Below are 20,343 nucleotides of genomic sequence, written 5' to 3' on the forward strand. Positions count from 1 at the left end.
GGCTCACATGACAGCGTATGAACATATAAGTCAAGGCGCTTGCTATATGTTCATTTAGCCCGCTAATGTGAAAGAGCAAGTGACCATCCAGAGCGACTGAGGGACCTGGCCCGATGATGTCGCAGCAACCCGGGGGCATGTATTGACAGCATGTCCAGGCTGGGTGCTAACGCCAGAATCGATGGAGAGTGTGTGACTATGCCTTCCCGTGACCATTCGCTGCTGCAGTCACAGCAGCATGCCCCCGAAACGGATACCCGAGCTGTCCCCGGCGCCACCACATACGCGGACCTGAACAAGCGGTACAGAGAGGTCTTCCGCCGGATCGCTGAGGGCGTAGTTGACCGCGAGAAGGAACGCATCCTGCCGTACGAACAGGTCGAATGGCTGCGGCATGCCGGATTCGGTGCGCTGCGTGTACCGTGCGAATTCGGCGGTGAGGGAGTGGATGCTCCCACTCTCTTCCGGCTTCTGATCGACCTCGCCGTGGCAGATCCTCACGTCGCCCACCTATGGCGGGGACACTTCGCCTTCTTGGAGGACCGGCTGAGCACCGGTGATCTGGAGGACCGCGAGTTCTGGGCAGCCGAGGCTGTGGAGAGGCACGCGATCATCGGCAACGCCCAGAGTGAACAGGGTATCGAGAGCTGGGAGAAGCAGACCACCGTACTCACAAGGGACGGAGACGGAGGGCTGACCATCACCGGACAGAAGTATTACAGCACCGGAACACTGTTCGCAGACTGGGTCAATGTCACCGCTCGTTTCGGTGATGAATTCGCCAGCTTCCCTGTGCGCACTGATGCCCCCGGCGTGCTGCGTTTCGACGATTGGGACGGATTCGGCCAGAAGCTCACCGGCACAGGTACCACCAAGTTCGAACGGGCCGAAGTGGATGAGCGGCATGTGATCGTCCACTCTGCGAGCAAACGCCCGATCACACATATGATCGGGCTCTACCAGCTTCACCTGCTCTCGGTGATCGCTGGCATAGGACGTCGGGCTGTCGACGACATCGTTGAGCACATCCGGGCCAGCAAGCGCCACCCCCTGGGTTCGCCTCCCGGGACCACACCAGCCGCCGATCCGTTGAACCAGGCGGTCATCGGCAGGGCCTCTGCAAAGGTCAAAGCCGTGAAGGCATCGGTTCTTGATGCTGCTGAGGACCTGGAGCGCGCCTGGCAGGCACGGCTGTCCGCCGAGGATGCTGAAGAAGCGGCCAATGCCGCGAATCTCTCCGTCTACCAGTCGCAGGTGGTGGTGATCCCGCTGGTCTTGGAGGCCACCACGTCGATCTTCGACGCCACTGGGGCCTCAAGCACCTCGGTGGGCAAGGTCCTGGACCGTCACTGGCGAAACGCTCGGACCATCTCTTCTCACAACCCGCTACCCCGAAAAGAACAATGGGTGGGCACCTACGAACTACTCGGAGAACTGCCTTATCCCTGGAAGTTCCGCACTGGAAACACCGGCTCTGAAGAGCGTGATGCAGTACTCGATGATGACACTGACCAGGATCGGGAGAAGCTCGGCCAGACTGCTGAGGACCAGTCTGGGTGTCGCATCTCGACCAGCTGACGATTGCCCTGCAGTGTTGGCCCTGCTGGCCCCGGGACTCTTCTCCGAACCTGGCCATCTGCGCGCATCACCCCACACCATTATTTTCTGAACTAGGAGCAAAACCCTTATGGCTCGCGCACCCTTTCTCTTTCCTGCACGCGACAAGACCGCCCGCGCCGCCCTAGCCGGGCTCCTGCCTGCAGCTCTGCTGCTGACCTCCTGCGCAGCAGGGGCAGCAGCAGGCGGCGACGGAGAGGTCCAGGAGGGAGGCGAGCTCGTCTACCTGGACGCGGAGCTCAGCAGCAACACCCAGCTGCAGTCTTCCGGTACCTGGCAGGACAGCGCCTACATCACCAACATCACCGACCGGCTGATCTACAAGAACCCCGAGACCGGTGAACTGGAGCCGTACCTCGCAGAGGAGTTCGACGTCAGCGACGACGGACTGACCTACACTTTCACCATCGTCGAGGGCGTCACTCACAGCGACGGTACTCCCGTGGATGTGGAGAACGTCAAGCGCAACCTCGAATGGCAGCATGACGGTGACCCGGATCAGGGCATTCCGGCGAACAACTGGTTTCCTTCCATCGAATCCATCGAGACTGATGATTCTGCCCAGACCGTCATCGTCCAACTCGAGGAGCCGTATGCGCCCTTCCTGGACGTGCTCTCCTTCTGGCGGACCTCTATTGTCGCGGATGCGACAATAGAGGCTCCCATCGAGGAGCAGCAGCAGCTGGCAGGCATCATCGGCAGCGGCCCCTTCTACGTGGAGTCGGAGACTTACGGCGAGGAGATCATCCTGGCCAAACGTGAGGGGTATGACTGGGCCCCGCCCAGTTCTCCGCACCAAGGTGAGGCGCTGCTCGACACCATCACCATCCTGCCCGTCACCGAGGACAGCGTCAGGCTTGGCTCGCTGCGTTCCGGAGAGGCAGACCTGATCCGTTACCTGCAGCCCAGCGAGGAGCAGGGTCTGATCGATGCTGGTATCGACATCGTCTCCGAACAGGGCAGCGGCAACGCGAATGTATGGGACGTCCGGCAGTCCGCGCCCTTCATCGACGACGTCGATGTGCGCAGGGCGCTGCAGTCGGGCATCGACCGCGAGCAGATCATCGAGGACCTTTATACCGACAGCTGGCGGCCCGCTAAGAGTGTGGTCACCGAGGACACTTTCGGCTTCGAGGACAAGTCGGACTCCCTCGTATACGACCCCGAGCGTTCCAATGAGCTGCTGGACGGTGCCGGCTTCGAGGAGTTCGACTCCGAGGGCTACCGGATTGACGAGAACGGTGAGCGGCTCAGCCTGCTGACCTACATCGATGTCTTCGACGCTACTGCTGGGCCCCTGTTCCAGCTCATTCAGCTACAGCTGGCTGAGATCGGCGTTGAGCTGCGGATCGAAGAAACTGACTACTCCTCCTACTCCGAGGTCATCCAGGACCCGGAGATCGCCACGCGACGCAACGGATGGCCTGAGGCCGACCCATGGGTGCGTCAGACGGTGAACTACACCCTCGATGAAGCCAACGCCCTCTTCCTTGAGGAGGACGACAGTGCCGCTCAGGAACTTGATGCGCTCTACCATCAGCAGCTCGTGCAGACCGACCCGGCGGAGCGGCAGGAGACCCTGGCCGATATCCAGGAGATTCTGGTAGATGAGGCCTTCCTGCTGCCGATCCTGGACGACTCTCAGGTCTTCGGCGTTCAGCCCCACGTGGAGGACCTCGCGTTCACCGCAGAGGCCCGGCCGTTCTTCTACTCCACATGGATCGACCACTGACGGAGCGGAGGACCCATGAGCTACACCCCGCGCAGCATCATCAGCCGCATTCTTCAAGGAGTTCTGGTCGTGGTGCTCACCTACGTGCTGGTGTGGTCTGTGCTGTTCCTGCTTCCTGGGAACCCGGTGCAGAGCAGAATCGACAATCCGCAGAACCCCATACCGGAGGACCAGGCAGAGTTCATTCTGGCCTACTACGGGTTGGACCGGCCCTGGTACGAGCAGTTCACCGTTGCCGTCGGACGGCTCTTCCAGGGGGATCTGGGCTACTCTCTGGGCAACGGGCACCGGGTGACTGACCTCATCGCCCAAGGGCTGGGAGAGACCGCGGCGCTGGCGGTGCTCGCGTTGCTGCTCACCGCAGTGTTCGCGTTCATCGTGGCGTTCACAGCAGTCTTCGCGCCCTGGCGGTCGTTGCGCACGTTCATCCGCAATCTGCCGGTCATCTCCCTGTCGACGCCGAACTTCCTGGTGGGACTGATCCTGCTGCAGATCTTCGCCTACAACCTCGGGTGGTTCTCCTCCATCCGGGACGAGGGTCTGAAGTCCCTGCTGCTGCCCGCGATCACGTTGGCCACAGGTGCCTGCGCCCCGGTGGCCCAAGTGCTGATCCAAGGCTTGGATCGGGCATCCGGCGAACCGTTCGTCAACGTGCTGCGCTCCAGCGGATACGCGCCTCAGAGCATCGTGTTCAAGCATGTGGCCAAGAACGGCTCCATACCTGCGGTGACACTGTTGGGACTGACCATCGGAGAGCTGCTGACGGGTGCGGTCATCGTTGAAACAGTCTTCAACCGCACAGGTCTGGGCTTCGTGACCGAGCAGGCGGTGCGCTCTCAGGACGGGCCGGTCGTGCTCGGCGTGGTGATGCTGGTGGCCGTCATCTACACGGCGGTGAATTTGCTGACTGACCTTACCTATCCGTTGTTGGACCCTAGAACTAAGGAGGTTGCCGGGACCAAGAAGACTGGCCAGGGTGTCTCTGAGACTGATGACCCCAGGGCTAAGGAGCACGAGGCAGAACACGGTGATGCGGTGTCTGCAGAGAAAGGAAGCACACGATGAGCGCTCAGATCGTGGATGGCGCAGGTCAGGCTGCTCAGCAGCGGCCAGACAGTCGGCTCAGACGCGGCAGGTTCCATCCCGAGCGCATCGCAGACGCAGCAGCAGTGTCCTTCTTGCTGCTGATCGGCGTCGCGATCCTGTTTCCCGGATTGCTGACCTCCTACAATCCGTATGAGGTGAGTGGGGCCGAGGTGTTGGCTCCCCCCGGCGCTGACGTCTGGTTCGGCACCGACTATCTGGGCCGTGATCTCTTCTCCCGGGTGGTGTACGGCACCCAGCAGACCATTTTCGGTGCTTTCATCGCCGTCGTCGTCGGGCTTGGGGTGGGTGCCGCCCTGGGGCTTGGGGCGGCTTATCTCGGTGGCGCTGTGGACGCGGTGATCAGTCGCATAGTGGATGTGCTGCTGGCCATCCCGGGACTGCTGCTGGCCATGGTGGTGATCGTGGCACTGGGGTTCGGCACGGTCAACGCGGCGATTGCTGTCGGCATCGCTTCGGTCGCCACGTTCGCGCGGCTCATGCGTTCGGAGGTGCTCAGAGTGCGGAATCTGCCGTTCGTCGAAGCAGCACGGCACCTCGGGGTGCCTTCCGGACGGCTGATGCTTCACCATGTGCTGCCCAATTCTTACGGCCCCGTGCTGTCCATGACCGCCCTGCAGTTTGGCCTCTCCATTCTGTGGATCACTGCGCTGAGTTTCCTGGGCTTCGGCGCTCCGCCGCCTCAGCCCGAATGGGGTCTGTTGGTGTCGGAAGGACGGGATTACCTGGCCTCGTCCTGGTGGATGACCATTCTGCCCGGGTTGGTGATTGTGCTCACCGTGCTGTCCATCAGCCGGGTTTCCCAGATTCTGGCCACTCTCCGGAAGGACGTGTCATGACCTACAGCCTCGAGTTCGACAGCGCCACGATCGGATACCGGCGCCGTGGAGTAGGTGTTACCGCAGTGGTGGAGGAAGCGTCGTTGACTGTTGACCAGGGTCAGACCCTGGCCCTGGTCGGGCAGTCCGGCTCCGGCAAATCCTCCCTGGCCGCAGCCGCTGTCGGTCTGTTGGCGCGCAACGGCCAGGTCCTCGGCGGCGATATTCGCCTGAACGGCGAGTCTGTGCTCGGCAAACGGGAGAAGGACTGGCGGAAGCTGCGTGGTGAGTTGCTGGGCTATATCCCGCAGGATCCGCTGAGCTCTCTGGACCCGGTGCAGAAGATTGGCTCACGGCTGATCAACGACATCCGGCTGCACCGCAGAGTGAGGAAGGCCGAGGCGCACCAGATCGCGGGGGAGCTCCTGGACCGTGTGGGGATCAGGGACCCTCAGGCGAAGCTGGCGAGCTACCCGCACGAGCTCTCCGGTGGTCAGCTGCAGAGAATTCTGATTGCGCTGGCGGTCTCGGGCAATCCGCGGCTGCTCATCGCCGATGAGCCGACCAGTGCGTTGGACGTGACCGTTCAGCGGACCATCCTGGAGCTGCTGGACGAGCTCAAGGATGAGCTGGGACTCTCGGTGCTGCTGATCACCCACGACCTGGCACTAGCGACTGATCACAGCGATGACCTGGCGGTGATCAACAAGGGGAGGATCGTGGACTATGGTCCGGTGGAAGGTCTGCTTGCGGCACCGGGGGATGAATACACCAAGCAGCTCTTCGAAGATGTCCCGGCACTCTCACCGGAGCGTTATGAGCAACGACGACGGCGTCTCAGAGTGAAAGCGAGTGAGGGCTTGGATGCTGAGCTCGCAGACCTGACCTCGATCCCCGCAGTGGAGGTGAAGTCGCTGCGGAAGACATTCCCCGGTGCGGGACCACCGGTGCTCGTGGATGTCGATCTCTCTGCACGCGCAGGTGACATCCATGCCTTGGTCGGAGAGTCGGGCTCGGGAAAGACCACCCTGGCGCGGATTGTGGCTGGACTGACGTCCTTCGATTCCGGGACCGTGCGTCTGGGCGAAGAGGCTTTGGAGAATGAGCCGCCGTCGACGAACCCCAGGGCGCAGAGGCTTCAACTGGTCTATCAGAACCCGCTGGCCGCGTTGGACCCGCGGTTTACTGTCCGGCGGATCATTGAGGAGCCTCTGGTGATCCACCAGGAGCTGAGTGGCAGGGATCGAAGGGAGAAGATGCTGGCGGTGCTGGACCAGGTGGCGTTGGGCGAGGATCTCTTGAGACGTCGCCCGGCTGAGCTCTCGGGCGGTCAGCGTCAGCGTGTGGCGATCGCCCGGGCGCTGGTGAACGCGCCGGATGTGCTGGTGCTCGACGAACCGACCAGTGCACTGGATGTGACGGTGCAGAGGCAGATCGTGGATGTGCTGGTTGAGCTGCAGGAAGAAAGAGGGCTGACCTACCTTTTCATCTCTCATGACCTGAGCCTGGTCCGCCAGATCGCCGATCGCGTCACTGTTCTGGAGCAGGGCAGGGTGGTGGAGGACGGCTCCGCTGATCAGCTGTTCGGCGCGCCGCAACACCCCTATACCCAGAAGCTCATCGAAGCTGTTCCTGGCCAGAAAGCCCGTACACTGGTCGCTGCGTAGCCGTGGCGATTTCAGTCATGAGCGATTCCGTGGGTGTTCCTCGTCATATCAGGCACGTACGTCAGTGGAGTGTGCTAGTCGCTTCGGTGTAAAAGGAAAGATTTCGACGACGTTTTTGTGCAGGTGGTATTGCTTGCTTCGAGCGGTCTCTGAATCCTCATCTGGTTCTTGTGACCGAGACGGCACGAACGCGGACCAAGAGAAAAGAATACGGTATGTCTGTTCCTGGTGGCCCCGGATGCCAAGCAGGGGTCGGTTATGGCTCTAGTCGGCAAGACCTCTCCCGCCGGGCGCAGTATGACGTGAGGAAACAGGCCCAGCTGGTCCAGCAGGATGCACTGAGTTCTTGGCACTTCGTTGAGCAGATCATCTCCTATGCTCTGGAGCGCAGTACGATGCCGAAGCAGCAGTGGACTGCCAGGACCGACGAGCTTCTCCGCCTCTAGGTGCGTGGGTCAGTAGCGGTTCAAACAGTCAACCAGGTTTGAATCGCTGGCCCCGGTGCTCGAGCGGCCTGATCTTGGGAGAAGTGCCCGTGTCCGGTAAATGGGCCCAGAGCAATCTGGAGACCCGGTCTGACTGGTTCCGGGCAGGTGCCCCCGGTGTTTCAATCGGTGGCTAAAGAGTTTGAACTAGTTTTGATAGGCAGCCAGAAGCTCCCATTTCCGGGAAGCTCTCTGTAGTCTGCGTAGGAGCCGCCGGCGGTCTTCGTGATCCTCGCGTCTGGGTCGTTGAAGTTCCGCTATGCCTTGCAGGCAGTCTCCACCTTATCGGCTGCGGTATTCCCGGCACCGGTGATGTCATCGTCAGCGTCGCTGCGTTTGCCCGGCCCGAAACTGGCGTCTTCGTCGGCATCGACGCTGCGCGCCTCTGCCCTCAGGTCACTGATCTCATCGGCCAGCATCTTCTGCTTCTGGGTGAGTCGGGCGTAGGCCAGGGCCTTGTGCCTCGAGGCGTTGGCCCTTACCTTCGTCCCGTCCAGGGCGACGTAGCCCAGTGAACCATCCTCGCTGCACGAGAAAGCTCCAACGCCTGGAGGAATACGTTGGTCAACGTGGCCAGATGGCGTTCACGGAACCGGCAATGGACCGAAAATCCGGCCCCTGCTGAGTCGCCAGCTACCGGAATGCCACCACATCCGTACACGCCTTCTCCAGCTCTCTCGAAGACCTCACTCCCACAGCAGTACCCATAAAGTATGACCCGCAGCATCAGCTGCGGATCATACGGCGGCTGCGCCTTCGTCTTCGCATTGGCTCGTAGAACCGAAGAAGATCCATTCCGTTGTCCACCAACTCAGCGATGAACCGGGCCAAATGGTCCTGCGGCATCCTCTCATCCAGCGACGGCCTTGACCCGCTCCACCAGTGTTTCAGCAAACAGCTCCTCCCCAGAATCTGCACTCATACCCCAACTATCCCAACCAGAGTCATACCGCCGGGGTGATTCATCCGGTGTTTTAAACTACCCGCCGACTACTGACCCACGCACTTAGCCGCGACTGGAGGCACGGACGATCAGCTCTGGTGCTAGCCGCTGGGACTCCACAGGCTCGCCCGCCATCAAACGACACAGCGTCAGGAGGGACTCTCGCCCCATGGGGTGCATGGGTGACCGTATGGTTGTCAACGGTATGCCGACCGATTCCGCCAACGGGGTGTCGTTATAGCCGATGAGGGCCACATCTCCAGGGACACTGTATCCGTGGTCTTGGAGCACCCCCAGAGCACCGATGGCGGCGAAGTCGTTGGCGGCGAAGACTGCATTGGTGCTGATTCCGTCCTCAAGGATCTCCGCCATGGCCTGGCGGCCCGCTGCCGTGTCGAAGCCACGGTAGACGATGCGCTCCGGGGGGACCTCGATCCCTGCTTCTCGAAGTCGGTCGATCAGTCCATGCGTCCTGTCCTGGGCGGTGGAGGCGAACTCCAGGCCGCCAAGAATGACAACATCGGTACGACCCTGTTCGATGAGATGTTCAGCCACCATTCGTCCGCCGGCATAGTCATCACATGTGATCGAGAGATGTCCCTCCTTGCGACGTGAGGTCAGCACGAAAGGGACTCCTTGCTCCCGAAGTTCGTCGAGGAATGGGGCATCCAGGCGGGCATCACCAAATATGAGCCCGTCCACGCGCCGGTCCAGCATCACCTGAGTGCGTAAGCGCTGAAGTTCGACATCGTCGTGAGAGTTCATTACATAGGTGTTGATGCCGAGTTCCATCCCGGCCTCCTCGATACCCTCGTAGATGGTGGCGAGTACAAAGTCCTGTAAGCGGGGGACGAGGACGCCCACGAGGTCTGAGCGGGAAGTCCGCAGGCTGGCCGCGTGCGGGTTGCGCTTGTAACCGAGCTCATTGGCCAGCTCGAGGATACGGCTCACAGTTTCTGGGGAAGCCCAGCGTCCACGCTGGTCCTGAGGAGCACTGAGCACTCGGGAGACGGTGGCGATACTGACCCCCGCCAGCTCCGCCAGTCCGCGCTGAGTGATAGTACGGCCGAGTCTCTGTGTCATGACAACCTCCTGGGCGCTCAGCTTAGCCTGATCGCAAGCTCTGTGGACCGTAACAAACTGTTTACAAGACTCTACTAGGAAATCGATTGACGTAAACGTTTGTGTCAGGCAAGCTAGCTTGCGAGTCACTCCAGTAGAAAGGCCAACCTGTGCGAAAGACACACGCCACCATCATTGCCGTGTTCTTCGTTGCGTATGCCGCGACGTTCCTGCCGAACTTCGGCATTTTTAATTCACTCACCTGGATCGGGCCGCTTTCGTTGCCTATGGCCTGGGTGATCGGACTTAACGCCCTGAACACCGTCCTGGTGATCATTGTCTACCGCCGATATTTCAGACCCTATGCGGAGCGTATGGCCGCTGAGGAGACGGCCCTGGCCCAGACAGAGACTGATACGAAAGAGGGGATACGCTGATGGGCACTACCATCATGACGCTTGTGGTCCTGTTTGTGTTTTTTGCCGTACTTGGCCTGATCACCTACCGGGCGTCCAGGTCCAACAAGGCCACTCCGGATGATTTCTTTTTAGCGAACCGCGGTCTTGGCACTGTCGTGCTTCTGATGACTACTGGTGCGAGTTTCTTCAGCACCTGGACGCTCTTGGGCGCCATTGGTTCCTACTACCGTGAAGGTGTTTGGTTCATCGCTTTCGCGGCATGGACTGTCGTACACGCCCTGTTCATCTGGCTCTTCGGCGCCCGCATATGGCAGTTGGGGCGGCAGTTCGGCTTCGTGACCCCCGGTGAGCTGGTGGAACGCTACTACGGAAGTCCACTCTTGCGCACTCTGTTCGCCGTCGTCGGCATCGTTTGCCTGGTGCCTGTGATGCTCATTCAGGTCACCGGTGGCGCGGGTGCGCTGACCAGTCTGACGGAAGGGGCCGTGCCTTACTGGGTGGGCGTGACGCTGATGGGCGTCTTCGTGGGCGCCATGGTCGCGATTAGCGGTGGACGCGGTGCAGCCTGGGGTGACACGTTCATGGGTGTGTTCTTCGGAACGGTGCTGCTGCTCATCACCTTGGTCTTCGTTTTTGGCTCCGGAGGCTTCGACTCTTTCCGAAATATCTCCGAAGTCTCCCCCGACGTTCTCGTAAACCAAGGTAATTTCTGGGGCATTTTCGATACTGCGCTCGGTCTCGGCCTAGCCTTCTGGGTGATGCCGCACATGTGGCAGAAGTTCTACTCCGCTCGTTCCCCGTTGGTGCTGGCCAAAACCTCGCTCCTGACGCCATTCTGGAACTCCTGGCTGATGGCGCTGGGTGCTTTGACTATCGGAATCCTGGCCCACTATCCGGGTTTGGTGCCGGGGTTGAGTGCCGATAACAGTGACCAGACCATCCCGCTGTTCTTCGCCGCACATGCCCCGCTCCTGGGCTCGATCGTCATTGCTGCGATCATCGCGGCTGCGATCTCTACTATCAACAGTCAGCTGTTGACCTCGGCCAACATCCTTACCACTGATCTGTACAAGCGCTTCGTCAATCAGGGCTTGACGATGCGTGGAGAAGCGTATGTTGGGCGGATCGCGGTCGGAGGGCTCACTATTATGGTCGTGGTGCTGGCTTTCACGCCCGCCGCCCAGGGCTTCCTGGTGCCGTTGTCCTCGCTGGGCTTTGCCATTGCCATCCAGATGTGCCCGGCGGCGTTCGGCGCCCTCATGTGGCGCGGCGCCACCCGACTAGGTGCCATCGCCAGCCTCATCGCAGGGCTGAGCGCGCTCACCCTGGTGTATCTCGTGGACTCGCCGCTCCCCATGGGCCCCGCTGCCTCCGGGATTATCACCGGTAGTGTCGTGTTCGTCGTGGTCAGCCTCCTGGACCCGCGCGGTCCGACACCCATCCAACACGAGTTCCACGATTCGCTGATTAGGAAGCTTTACGCCAACCAAAACTCTGCCGACAAGACCCACGCTGAGAAATCTTGAGCAGGGCAGGCTCTACCACGGGACGCCCAATCCCTGTACCGGAACCTCCAGGAAGGAAGATCATGACAACTGTCGCAGTGGTCCAATCAAGCTCTGTCCCCTTTGACGCTGAAGCCACCACGCGGAAGGCCATAAAACTCATAGGTCAGGCTGCCGAGAACGGGGCTAAGCTGGCGCTGTTTCCGGAGGCATTCCTTGGGACGTACCCCAAGGGGCTGACCTTCGGAAGCCCCATCGGTCGCCGCACGGAGGAAGGTCGGGACGAATATCGCCGCTACTTCGACGGTGCGGTCGCCTTGGATGGGCCCGAAATGGAGCGGCTCGCCGAAACGGCATCTGAGCATGGAATTTTTGTCGTGATGGGGGTCATCGAGCGAGTGGGGCAAACTTTATACTGCACCGCGGCGATGATCGACCCGGAGAAAGGACTCGTAGGCCATCACCGCAAGGTGATGCCGACCGGCGCGGAGCGGCTGGTCTGGGGTTTCGGCGATGGCTCAACGCTGTCCGCCGTGGACTCCCCGGTAGGCAAAGTAGGTTCGGTAATCTGCTGGGAGAACTACATGCCGCTGATGCGGCAGGCCATGTACGGCCAGGGGGTGGAGATCTACTGTGCCCCCACCGCTGATGACCGGGACACCTGGCGAGATACTGTGCGGCACATTGCACTGGAAGGCCGCTGCTTCGTGCTTTCGGCGTGCCAGTACATTACCCGGGATGATTTCCCGGAGGACTACGCGCCCGCCTTCGGTCAGGAGTCCGGCGATGTCCTCATGCGTGGCGGCAGTGTCATTGTGGATCCTACAGGCAAGATACTGGCAGGCCCGGTGTTCGACGAGGATGTCATCCTGGTAGCCGAAGTCGATCTCGCGGCCAAGACCCGCTCTCACCTTGACTTCGACTCAGTGGGACATTACTCAAGGCCGGACATCTTCCGGCTGCAAGTGGATACCACGCCGCGCCCCGCGGTCGACTTCGTCCGGGACTGAGGTAAAGGGTTGTCAGTTTATACGTTGGGTGTGTTGGGGTTCAGGGTGTCGCGCGTCTTACTTTATGGCAGGGCTGTTAGTTGAGTTCTGAATGGAGTGTTTGACATGGGAAAACCACCACAGATTCCAGTGGAGAAGAAGACCAGGATCCTGCTCAGCGTCCTGGCCGGTGAGATTACGATCACCGAGACTGCTCGGCGTGAGAAGATCTCGGCGCAGTCGATCGGCCGGTGGAAGGCTGCCTTCCTCGAGGAGATCCTCGATGCTCTGGAGCTGATCCAGCGTGCCGAGTACTACCGGGAAGGGTGCAACACCATCCGGCCACACGAGGCCATCGCTTGGAACCGGCCAATGGGGTGGGCCCAGCCGACCCGACAATGCCCACCTTTGATCAAGAAGAAATCCTGCCACAAACTTGACGTGGGACATCAAAAGCCCCAGGGGCAGCCTGAACTTCTATGGCATCCTCCGCGAACTTCAGACCGCGGTGATCCGTCTACTCAGCTGCTGCCCCTACTGCCAACGAGCCGGACCAACCTAACAAAGTACTACTAGTGGGGCGCATGAAGGCCCACCGATTTAGATGACCTCGGGAACTGCCGGGTGGCTAGTGCCGGCGAGTCGCCATCGCCCTTGCGCTCGCCGTCGGCCCGTGGATCATCGTCTATGGCGAGGCCGTGTCCGGACTTGATGTCTATTTTAGGCAGGGGTGCTGGACCTGCTCCAGAACATTCAGGAGACCACCGGGGTGGCTTATGTTGTTCGTCTCTCACGCTCTGAGTGTGGTTTCGTCGCCTCAGTGACGACCTTCTGACCGTTAAGGACGGCGTCGTCGTTGAGCACGGAGCTGTGACAGAGGTCTTCGAGGTCCCCAAGTATGCGTAAACGCAGAAACTGTCCGCCCCAGTCCCACGGTTCGAGACACGTGAGAGGTCGCGGGTAGGGGCGTGCTCACTTCGGCTGATCCCCGGTGATGACCTCACGGTCTTCGTGATGGGACCACTGGCTGAATGAGCCGGGGTAGAGGACGGCGTCGAAGCCGCCCAGCTCCAGGGCCAGGGTCGAGTGACATCCATTGATGCCGGAGCCGCAGTAGCTGGCCACCGGCCTGTCCGGGTCCACGCCCACCTCCAGGAACCGGCTGCGCAGCTGCTCAGGGGAGAGGAACCGGCCGTGCTCATCGACGTTGTCCACAGTGGGGGCGCTGATCGCCCCGGGGATGTGCCCGGGCCGTGGGTCATAAGGCTCCACCTCGCCGCGGTACCGCTCGGCAGTGCGGGTATCCAGGAGGGTGCCGCGCTGCGGGAATGCGGCGGCGTCGTCGATGCTCAGATGTGCCAAGACGCCGTACCGAAGGGTGATGGTGCCGGGTTCAGGCTGTGCCTCGCCGGTCTCCAGGGGGAAGCCGGCACTGGTCCAGCCGCGCAGCGATCCGTCGAGTACGCGGACCTGCTCTACCCCCGCATGGCGCAGCAGCCACCATGCTCGGGCGGCGGAGGTGTTCTTGGCGTCGTCGTAGACCACGACCGCATCGCCGTCGTCGAGCCCCCAGCGGCGGGCGGCTGACTGCAGCCGGTCGATCTGCGGAAGCGGGTGCCGTCCCTCGGTCGGTGGCCGGCCGTGCTCGGCAAGCTCTGAGTCCATGTCCACGTACACCGCTTTGGGAATATGGCCCCTGAGGTAGGCGGGATGCCCGTTGGGCTCGTCGAGCCGCCAGCGCACGTCGAGAATCCGCGGCCCAGGAACATCCGAGCTGATGAGCCGATGCAGTTCCTCGGGTGTGATCATATGTCCCATATGCCGACTCTACAGCGGAGAGCCCCGTGCTGCCGCTGCCCGGCTGATTCCTGCGAGCCTGCTCCATCCCCAACCACCGCCCACAGGCAGGGACGGTGCCGCCCCCAGACAAGGGCGCCCGCCGGTATCCTCTAATGGCAGACAACACTGTTCCCGGCGCCGTGAGGAAAGGAATCCCATGCCCCCTGAATTCTCATCCGTCGCTGCGGACCTTGCGCCCAGCGCCACGCTGCGAGCGGCGATCAATCTAGGGAACCCCGTACTCGTGCCGCCTTCGCCGGGGGAACCGACCGGGGTGACCGTGGACATTGCTGCTGAGGTCGCCCGGCGTCTTGAGGTGGCGGTTGAGCTGCTGCCGTTCAGCGGCGCGAAGAAGTCATTCGAAGCGGTCGTAGAGGGCCGCGCCGACCTGTGCTTCCTCGCTGTTGAGCCGGCCCGTGCCGCCGAGGTCTCCTTCACTGCTCCCTACGTGGTCATCGAAGGTGTCTACGCCGTCGCTGAGAATTCGCCGATCACGGCAGCGGAGGATGTCGATCGGCCCGGAGTGCGCATCGCGGTCAAAGAGGGTTCGGCCTACGACCTTTACCTGACCCGGTCTCTGGGGTCCGCTGGGCTCATCCGCAGCGATGAGGGCATAGGCGACTACCAGCAGGGTAAGGCCGATGTGGTCGCCGGCATCCGGCAGCCGATCACCGCCTTCGTCGGTGAACACCCTGGTCATCGAGTTCTTGAGCCAGCCTTCACCCAGATCAAGCAGGCGCTGGGGGTCAGCAAGGACCGCGCGCCGGAGACTGTGGCGTTTCTCGACGCACTCATCGAAGAACTCAAAGCCACCGGATTCATTGCGGAGTCACTGCGCCGTTCCGGTCGAGAAGCCTCGCTGGTGGCCCCGCCTGGATCTGCGCGTTAGCTGGAGTCTCCTCAGCTCTGGGATCTCAGCCGTTCGGCAGCCTGAGCCACCAGCGGAGAACGGAGCTTCGTCATGGCCTCGATGCGTTCCTGCACTGCCTGCGGATCGGCTCCGGGCCGGCTCGGGGAGCCTGCGTCGAAGGGCGGGGCCGGGTCATATTCGATGTAGAGCTGTATCTCCTGGGCCACGTCCTTCCCGTAGACCTCGGCGGCAACGGTCAGCGCGAAATCGATGCCGCTGGTCACCCCCGCCCCGGTGATGATCTTCCCGTCCTGCACCACGCGCTGGCTGACCGGCACCGCGCCGAAGTGCTCCAGCATGTCCAATGAGGCCCAGTGGCTGGTCGCCCGCCTGCCCTGTAGGAGCCCCGCTGCTCCGAGCGCGAAAGAGCCGGTGCAGACACTGGTGACATACTGGGCGCCTGCCGCCTGTTCGGCGATGAATCCCAGTGCTGCGTCGTCGTCGAAAACCTCGAAAGCGCCCTGACCGCCGGGCACGAACAGCAGATCGGCCTGCGGAGCCGCCTCCAGTGTGATGGTGGGCAGGATGGAGAACCCGGAATCCGTGGGCACGGGCTCCAGATCCCGCCAGGCGAAATGGACCTCGGCTTCCGGAAAGCGTGCGAAGACCTGAGCCGGGCCGGTCAGATCCAGCTGCGTGACGTTCGGGAAGAGCAGAGCGACAATCCGCAGTGGGGTGTACATCACCGGTGCCGGCATCACAGCTTGCCGATGGCGATCATCAGCATCCGGCGCAGCGGCTCGGCCGCACCCCAGAGCAACTGGTCGCCGATGGTGAAGGCGGAGATGTACTCCGGGCCCATCTCCAGCTTGCGGATGCGGCCCACCGGAATGGTCAGCTCTCCGGTGGCAGCCACCGGGGTCAGCTGCTCCATGGTGGCCTCCTTCTCATTGGGCACCACCTTGGCCCATTCCGAGCCTTCGGCGATGATCTGTTCGATCTCAGCCACCGGGAGGTCTTCGGTGAGCTTCAGGGTCAGCGCCTGGGAGTGTGAGCGCAGCGCCCCGACACGTACGCACAGTGATTCGAAGGGAATGCTGTCTCCGCGTCGGTCCACCCCGGGGGCCAGGGACTCGCCGCGGCCCAGGATCTTATTGGTCTCGGCGCCGCCCTTCCACTCCTCCTTGGACAGCCCGTCGCCGAGATCGGCGTCGATCCACGGGATCAGTGATCCGGCCAGCGGCACCCCGAACTGTGAGGCGTCGAGTTCTCCGCGCTGAGCACTGAGCACCTTGCGGTCGATCTCCAGGATTGCGCTGGAGGGGTCTGCCAGCTCATCGGCCACGGCCCCGTGCAGGTGGCCGAACTGGTTCAGCAACTCGCGCATATGCTTCGCGCCGCCGCCAGAGGCCGCCTGGTAGGTCATGGCGGTGCCCCACTCCACCAAGTTCTGCCTGAACAGCCCGCCCAGGCCCATCAGCATGCACGAGACGGTGCAGTTGCCGCCCACGAACTCCTTGACCCCTGCGGTCAGGCCGGCGTCGATCACCTCCCGGTTGATCGGGTCCAACACAATGATGGAGTTCTCCGACATGCGCAGGGTGGAGGCGGCGTCGATCCAGATGCCGCCCCAGCCGGCAGCCCGCAGCCTGGGGTAGATCTCCTTGGTGTAGTCACCGCCCTGCATGGTGACGATGATCGGCAGCTTGGCGAGCACCTCGACGTCGTAGGCGTCCTGGAGCACCGCGGTCTCCGGGGCCGAGCCCTCGAACTCGGGTGCGGGCTTCCCGGCCGCAGAGGTGGAGAAGAAGACCGGATTGATATGCGCGAGATCGCCTTCACTCACCATGCGCTGCATCAGCACCGAGCCAACCATGCCGCGCCAGCCGATCAGACCGATCGAGGGGGCGCTTTCGGGGACGGAGGACAGAGCGGGGGATTCGGCAACAGCAGAAGTCATGGTCCCTAGCTTAACGAACCGGCAGCAGGTCTGTCTGCGCTCCGCTCAGCGCCTGGGTTTCTTGACCAGCAACCAGATGCCCAGTGGGGCGATCAGCAGCGAGAAGAAGTTCAGGAAGACGAAGGTGAACTGCGCGACCGAATCGTCGCTCAACCGTGCTTGTGTCTCCATCATTCGGCCGCTTGCCAGGTTGTTGAGCACCGAAAGGGTGAGAAGCCCACCGATGACGATCAGGATGATGCCAGCGATCTTCGCGGCGCGGGACTTCTTCGGAGACTTACCGGGGGTTGGCGGTTGATCTGGGTGTGACATGACTCTCCCTCGAGAAGGTGATGAAGCATGTTCGCTGCACTATTGTCAGGTGGGACTCTGGGACAGGCCTGGGAGCTATATCCGCTGGTAGGTTTCGAAGCGATAGCCGATGCCGGACTCGGAAATGCTCCACCCCGATGCCGGCTCTGCTGCGGCCAGCTCCCACTGCTGCGGCTCCAGCACCGGCGCGTAGGTGTCGCCGTCGACCTCCAGGTCGAACCGGGTCACAGAGGCCAGTCCAGCAATCTCCTTCTCCACCGCTTCGGCATAGATCGCTCCGCCGCCCATGATCCAGACCCGATGGGCGCTCTCGGCCCGGGCCTTTGCCAGTTCCACCGCTTCCTCCAACGACGACGCCGGCACCGCACTCTCCTCTGCCAGCTCACGCGAGGTCGCGTCGTCGCGGGTAATGACGATGTTCGTGCGCCCGGGCAGGGGGCGGAAGCGCTCCGGAAGGGAGTCCCAGGTCTTCCGGCCCATGATCACCGGGCTGCCGTGGGTGAGATTGCGGAAGCGAGCCATGTCCTCTGGAACGTGCCACGGCATGGTCCCAGCAGCACCGATCACCCCATTGCGGGCTTGGGCCCAGATCATTCCTATGTGCGGCCCGGTGGTCGGCTCAGACGGCAACAGTGGCCTTGATGGTGGGGTGCGGCTCATAGTTGAGCACCTCGAAATCCTCGTACTCGTAGTCGAAGATCGACTCCGGGTGCCGGGCCAGGCGCAGCTGCGGGTAGGGACGGGCGTCACGGGAGAGCTGCTGGCGCACCTGGTCGAGGTGATTGTCGTAGATGTGGCAGTCCCCGCCGGTCCAGATGAACTCGCCGGGTTCGAGTCCGGTCTGTTGGGCCAGCATGAGCGTCAGCAGCGAATAGCTGGCGATGTTGAACGGCACACCTAGGAACATATCCGCGCTGCGCTGGTAGAGCTGGCAGCTGAGTTTGCCGTCGGCCACGTAGAACTGGAAGAGGATATGGCAGGGCGGCAGCGCCATCTCCGCGACCTGTCCCGGGTTCCAGGCGCTGACCACATGTCGGCGCGAATCCGGGTTGGCGCGCAGCTGGTCCACCAGCTGGGTGATCTGGTCGATGAACCCGCCCTCAGGGGTGGGCCAGGACCGCCACTGCACCCCGTAGACCGGCCCGAGGTCGCCGTTCTCATCGGCCCACTCGTTCCAGATCCGCACTCCGCGCTCCTGCAGCCAGCGTACATTGGAGTCCCCGCGCAGGAACCACAGCAGCTCCAGGGCCACGGACTTGAAGTGGACTCGCTTGGTGGTGATCAGCGGGAAAGAACGGCTGAGGTCGTAACGGATCTGGCGGCCGAAGACGCTGCGCGTTCCGGTGCCGGTGCGGTCGGACTTCTGCGCGCCGGTCTCCAGGACATCGGCCAGCAGGTCCTCATAGGCAGTGGGGATGGCGGTCACGGTGCAGAGTCTACGCCAGCAGGGCCTGATGCTTGCGGTACTCGGGGTAGCGCGTCAGGTAATGGTCAATGTAGGTGCATTCGGAGGTGAACTTCTTGCCTTCGGCCGCGAGGCTGTCCAGCAGCAAGGTGACCAGGGCGCGGGCGTATCCCTGCCTGCCGAAGCGTTCGTTGACGATGGTGTGCATCAGCAGCCACACCGGCTGGCCGCCAATGGTCTCCTCGGCGTAACCGACGAATCCGATGAAGGTTCGTTCGCCGCTGATCTCGTCCCATAGCTCGGCACGGCACCTGTCGGTGTCGATGACCAGCTCGGCGCCGGGGTGGACGTTCTTCTCTGCTGTCGCGGCATGCTTACCCATGTCACAAGCGTAGCCCCAGGTGTGAGACCTGTCACCGCCTCGCCGTCGGGGCCGACTCTTTAGGTGTGATGGCCGGCGTGAGCCGGCTGAGAGGCGAGCGGGGTCTCCCCGCCGCCGGGACCAACTCAGTCCTCGTGCGGTTCGTAGACCTCGAATGAGACGATGCGCCCACCGCGCTCCACCGCCTGCTGAGCGACGACCACGCTGCCGGGCTTCAGATACGGGTCGTTCTGCGGAAGGGCGGCGCTCAGTCCGGGATCATCAGCCCAGTTGTTCAGTTCACCCAGCACGATCGGCAGCACTGGCCGGTGGGTGCACAGCAGGGAAGGCTGCACCCATTCCAGGGATCTGCGCACCCGGGAGGCTGTTCGGCCGGGGTTCTGCTTGGCCCGTTTCTCCGTCAGGGGCTTGCGGTACTTGATCCGGTGGCGGTGCTTCTTGACGTAGGGGGCTATGGTCTCCGCGCAGCGCTTCCACGGACTGGAGTGGATCTGCCGTGGACGCCAGGCGGTGAGCAGCCGTTCAACTGCCTTGGCCTGACGCTTTCCGGTGGCCGCCAGGGGCCGTTCGGACTCCGACTTGGACCACGAGGACCGCGGTTTGGCCTTGGCATGGCGCAGCACCACGAACGGCACGGTGCGCAGCGTGTTCTGCCTGTGCAGCTGTTCAAGCTCCGCCAACGGCCCGGAATCTCCGGAGTTGGTCAGCATCTCCCGCGCCTGTCCGGGGCTCACCCAGCGGGCGTCGTCGCTCTCCTCGCCGTCGGGGCGCGGGTGACCCTCAAGGATCTCGGCTGCCCAGTACCAGACCTCCTTGGTCCGCACCTCCGGCCCCGACTTGGTCCTCTTGGTGACCTCATAGCGGGTGATCGGCAGCGGCACGCCCAGCCTGACCTTGAGCCCGACCTCTTCGCCGACCTCGCGGACCGCGCATTCTGGCAGCGTCTCATCGGGGTCTAGCTTTCCCTTGGGGAATGACCAGTCGTCATAGCGCGGCCGGTGAATGACCAAAACCTGCAGATCACCGCGGTGCAGGCGCCAGACCAGGGCCCCGGCGGCAAGGATCTCAGCCTCAACTCCATCATCGGCAAGGGCGGACGTGCGCCGGCGCGGTACTTCAGTGAAGGACTCCGAAGTGGTCACGACTGAAAGATACCAGTGCTGGTCCCGCTGGCGGGCAGAGCCCGCTCAGTCCCCGACGTGGCCCGCACAGACGCTGACGCGTCTGCACGGGTCCCAGACGTCGCGGCTCCCC

At 62.5% G+C, this 20,343-nt stretch carries 21 protein-coding genes and 1 riboswitch; of the genes, 11 read left to right on the plus strand and 10 right to left on the minus strand.

What is annotated here, in order from left to right; all coding sequences use genetic code 11:
• The first annotated feature begins 80 nt into the window (after positions 1 to 80).
• Positions 81 to 188: riboswitch (SAM riboswitch) on the plus strand.
• 10 nt (positions 189 to 198) lie between these two features.
• The 6 genes from DVO78_RS14735 to DVO78_RS14760 all read left to right on the plus strand — a co-directional run bounded on the left by DVO78_RS14735 (position 199) and on the right by DVO78_RS14760 (position 7,384).
• Positions 199 to 1,578 (plus strand): acyl-CoA dehydrogenase family protein, encoded by a 1,380-nt coding sequence (locus DVO78_RS14735; RefSeq protein ID WP_120005901.1) that lies wholly within the window; start codon positions 199 to 201, stop codon positions 1,576 to 1,578.
• A gap of 109 nt (positions 1,579 to 1,687) precedes the next feature.
• Complete coding sequence (locus DVO78_RS14740; protein ID WP_120005903.1) at positions 1,688 to 3,349, plus strand: ABC transporter substrate-binding protein; 1,662 nt, start codon at positions 1,688 to 1,690, stop codon at positions 3,347 to 3,349.
• Positions 3,350 to 3,364: 15 nt separating this feature from the next.
• Positions 3,365 to 4,414, plus strand: a complete 1,050-nt coding sequence (locus DVO78_RS14745; protein WP_202912209.1) for an ABC transporter permease — start codon at positions 3,365 to 3,367, stop codon at positions 4,412 to 4,414.
• Positions 4,411 to 5,292, plus strand: coding sequence for an ABC transporter permease (locus tag DVO78_RS14750; RefSeq protein WP_120005905.1), 882 nt, complete (start codon positions 4,411 to 4,413; stop codon positions 5,290 to 5,292). Before DVO78_RS14745 ends, DVO78_RS14750 begins: the two co-directional genes overlap by 4 nt.
• A complete protein-coding gene (locus tag DVO78_RS14755; RefSeq protein ID WP_120005907.1) occupies positions 5,289 to 6,938 on the plus strand; it encodes a dipeptide ABC transporter ATP-binding protein in 1,650 nt (549 codons plus the stop codon). The genes DVO78_RS14750 and DVO78_RS14755 overlap by 4 nt, the downstream gene beginning before the upstream one ends.
• 215 nt (positions 6,939 to 7,153) lie before the next feature.
• Entirely contained in the window at positions 7,154 to 7,384 is a 231-nt protein-coding gene (locus DVO78_RS14760; RefSeq protein ID WP_120005909.1) for a hypothetical protein, read from the plus strand.
• A 296-nt stretch (positions 7,385 to 7,680) separates the two neighbouring features.
• On the opposite strand, the gene DVO78_RS17630 is transcribed toward DVO78_RS14760, so the two are convergent.
• Positions 7,681 to 7,842, minus strand: a complete 162-nt coding sequence (locus tag DVO78_RS17630; protein ID WP_157984067.1) for a hypothetical protein — start codon at positions 7,840 to 7,842, stop codon at positions 7,681 to 7,683.
• A gap of 587 nt (positions 7,843 to 8,429) precedes the next feature.
• Positions 8,430 to 9,449, minus strand: coding sequence for a LacI family DNA-binding transcriptional regulator (locus DVO78_RS14765; RefSeq protein WP_120005911.1), 1,020 nt, complete (start codon positions 9,447 to 9,449; stop codon positions 8,430 to 8,432).
• A gap of 149 nt (positions 9,450 to 9,598) precedes the next feature.
• On the opposite strand from DVO78_RS14765, the gene DVO78_RS14770 reads away from it, so the two are divergent.
• The 4 genes from DVO78_RS14770 (at position 9,599) to DVO78_RS18070 (ending at position 12,917) form a co-directional block, all read left to right on the plus strand.
• Positions 9,599 to 9,865, plus strand: a complete 267-nt coding sequence (locus DVO78_RS14770; protein ID WP_120005913.1) for a hypothetical protein — start codon at positions 9,599 to 9,601, stop codon at positions 9,863 to 9,865.
• Positions 9,865 to 11,373, plus strand: a complete 1,509-nt coding sequence (locus DVO78_RS14775; RefSeq protein ID WP_120005915.1) for a sodium:solute symporter family protein — start codon at positions 9,865 to 9,867, stop codon at positions 11,371 to 11,373. The genes DVO78_RS14770 and DVO78_RS14775 overlap by 1 nt, the downstream gene beginning before the upstream one ends.
• A gap of 62 nt (positions 11,374 to 11,435) precedes the next feature.
• Positions 11,436 to 12,362, plus strand: a complete 927-nt coding sequence (locus tag DVO78_RS14780; protein WP_120005917.1) for a carbon-nitrogen hydrolase family protein — start codon at positions 11,436 to 11,438, stop codon at positions 12,360 to 12,362.
• A gap of 105 nt (positions 12,363 to 12,467) precedes the next feature.
• On the plus strand, positions 12,468 to 12,917 hold the full coding sequence (locus tag DVO78_RS18070; RefSeq protein WP_238385338.1) for a helix-turn-helix domain-containing protein: 450 nt from the start codon (positions 12,468 to 12,470) through the stop codon (positions 12,915 to 12,917).
• A 396-nt stretch (positions 12,918 to 13,313) separates the two neighbouring features.
• On the opposite strand, the gene DVO78_RS14790 is transcribed toward DVO78_RS18070, so the two are convergent.
• Positions 13,314 to 14,159, minus strand: coding sequence for a sulfurtransferase (locus DVO78_RS14790; protein ID WP_120005919.1), 846 nt, complete (start codon positions 14,157 to 14,159; stop codon positions 13,314 to 13,316).
• A 178-nt stretch (positions 14,160 to 14,337) separates the two neighbouring features.
• Between DVO78_RS14790 and DVO78_RS14795 the strand changes: the two genes are divergently transcribed.
• Positions 14,338 to 15,069, plus strand: a complete 732-nt coding sequence (locus DVO78_RS14795) for a transporter substrate-binding domain-containing protein (protein ID WP_120005921.1) — start codon at positions 14,338 to 14,340, stop codon at positions 15,067 to 15,069.
• A gap of 11 nt (positions 15,070 to 15,080) precedes the next feature.
• Here DVO78_RS14795 and DVO78_RS14800 read toward each other — a convergent pair whose 3' ends face one another.
• From DVO78_RS14800 to DVO78_RS14830, 7 genes are all read right to left on the minus strand, one after another.
• Positions 15,081 to 15,773 (minus strand): DJ-1/PfpI family protein, encoded by a 693-nt coding sequence (locus DVO78_RS14800; RefSeq protein ID WP_120005942.1) that lies wholly within the window; start codon positions 15,771 to 15,773, stop codon positions 15,081 to 15,083.
• 14 nt (positions 15,774 to 15,787) lie between these two features.
• Positions 15,788 to 16,990, minus strand: coding sequence for an aspartate-semialdehyde dehydrogenase (gene asd, locus DVO78_RS14805; RefSeq protein WP_120005923.1), 1,203 nt, complete (start codon positions 16,988 to 16,990; stop codon positions 15,788 to 15,790).
• Between the two features lie 45 nt (positions 16,991 to 17,035).
• Positions 17,036 to 17,302, minus strand: a complete 267-nt coding sequence (locus DVO78_RS14810; protein WP_120005925.1) for a hypothetical protein — start codon at positions 17,300 to 17,302, stop codon at positions 17,036 to 17,038.
• A gap of 75 nt (positions 17,303 to 17,377) precedes the next feature.
• Positions 17,378 to 17,962, minus strand: coding sequence for a dihydrofolate reductase (locus DVO78_RS14815; RefSeq protein WP_120005927.1), 585 nt, complete (start codon positions 17,960 to 17,962; stop codon positions 17,378 to 17,380).
• Positions 17,922 to 18,728 carry a thymidylate synthase gene (locus DVO78_RS14820; RefSeq protein WP_120005929.1) on the minus strand — a complete coding sequence of 269 codons (807 nt, stop codon included), beginning with the start codon at positions 18,726 to 18,728 and terminating at the stop codon, positions 17,922 to 17,924. Before DVO78_RS14820 ends, DVO78_RS14815 begins: the two co-directional genes overlap by 41 nt.
• Positions 18,729 to 18,738: 10 nt before the next feature.
• A complete protein-coding gene (locus DVO78_RS14825) occupies positions 18,739 to 19,089 on the minus strand; it encodes a GNAT family N-acetyltransferase (RefSeq protein ID WP_120005931.1) in 351 nt (116 codons plus the stop codon).
• A 125-nt stretch (positions 19,090 to 19,214) separates the two neighbouring features.
• A complete protein-coding gene (locus DVO78_RS14830) occupies positions 19,215 to 20,231 on the minus strand; it encodes an NUDIX hydrolase (protein WP_120005933.1) in 1,017 nt (338 codons plus the stop codon).
• Between the last annotated feature and the right edge of the window lie 112 nt (positions 20,232 to 20,343).

Source organism: Nesterenkonia muleiensis (genome assembly GCF_003600155.1).
Lineage (GTDB): Bacteria > Actinomycetota > Actinomycetes > Actinomycetales > Micrococcaceae > Nesterenkonia > Nesterenkonia muleiensis.

Excerpts from the sequence above, each read along its gene's own strand:
- DVO78_RS14735 (WP_120005901.1), top strand. The coding sequence starts at position 199 with ATGCCTTCCCGTGACCATTCGCTGCTGCAGTCACAGCAGCATGCCCCC.
- DVO78_RS14740 (WP_120005903.1), top strand. The coding sequence starts at position 1,688 with ATGGCTCGCGCACCCTTTCTCTTTCCTGCACGCGACAAGACCGCCCGC.
- DVO78_RS14745 (WP_202912209.1), top strand. The coding sequence starts at position 3,365 with ATGAGCTACACCCCGCGCAGCATCATCAGCCGCATTCTTCAAGGAGTT.
- DVO78_RS14750 (WP_120005905.1), top strand. The coding sequence starts at position 4,411 with ATGAGCGCTCAGATCGTGGATGGCGCAGGTCAGGCTGCTCAGCAGCGG.
- DVO78_RS14755 (WP_120005907.1), top strand. The coding sequence starts at position 5,289 with ATGACCTACAGCCTCGAGTTCGACAGCGCCACGATCGGATACCGGCGC.
- DVO78_RS14760 (WP_120005909.1), top strand. The coding sequence starts at position 7,154 with ATGTCTGTTCCTGGTGGCCCCGGATGCCAAGCAGGGGTCGGTTATGGC.
- DVO78_RS17630 (WP_157984067.1), bottom strand. The coding sequence starts at position 7,842 with ATGCTGGCCGATGAGATCAGTGACCTGAGGGCAGAGGCGCGCAGCGTC.
- DVO78_RS14765 (WP_120005911.1), bottom strand. The coding sequence starts at position 9,449 with ATGACACAGAGACTCGGCCGTACTATCACTCAGCGCGGACTGGCGGAG.
- DVO78_RS14775 (WP_120005915.1), top strand. The coding sequence starts at position 9,865 with ATGGGCACTACCATCATGACGCTTGTGGTCCTGTTTGTGTTTTTTGCC.
- DVO78_RS14780 (WP_120005917.1), top strand. The coding sequence starts at position 11,436 with ATGACAACTGTCGCAGTGGTCCAATCAAGCTCTGTCCCCTTTGACGCT.
- DVO78_RS18070 (WP_238385338.1), top strand. The coding sequence starts at position 12,468 with ATGGGAAAACCACCACAGATTCCAGTGGAGAAGAAGACCAGGATCCTG.
- DVO78_RS14790 (WP_120005919.1), bottom strand. The coding sequence starts at position 14,159 with ATGGGACATATGATCACACCCGAGGAACTGCATCGGCTCATCAGCTCG.
- DVO78_RS14795 (WP_120005921.1), top strand. The coding sequence starts at position 14,338 with ATGCCCCCTGAATTCTCATCCGTCGCTGCGGACCTTGCGCCCAGCGCC.
- DVO78_RS14800 (WP_120005942.1), bottom strand. The coding sequence starts at position 15,773 with ATGTACACCCCACTGCGGATTGTCGCTCTGCTCTTCCCGAACGTCACG.
- asd (WP_120005923.1), bottom strand. The coding sequence starts at position 16,990 with ATGACTTCTGCTGTTGCCGAATCCCCCGCTCTGTCCTCCGTCCCCGAA.
- DVO78_RS14810 (WP_120005925.1), bottom strand. The coding sequence starts at position 17,302 with ATGTCACACCCAGATCAACCGCCAACCCCCGGTAAGTCTCCGAAGAAG.
- DVO78_RS14815 (WP_120005927.1), bottom strand. The coding sequence starts at position 17,962 with ATGAGCCGCACCCCACCATCAAGGCCACTGTTGCCGTCTGAGCCGACC.
- DVO78_RS14825 (WP_120005931.1), bottom strand. The coding sequence starts at position 19,089 with ATGGGTAAGCATGCCGCGACAGCAGAGAAGAACGTCCACCCCGGCGCC.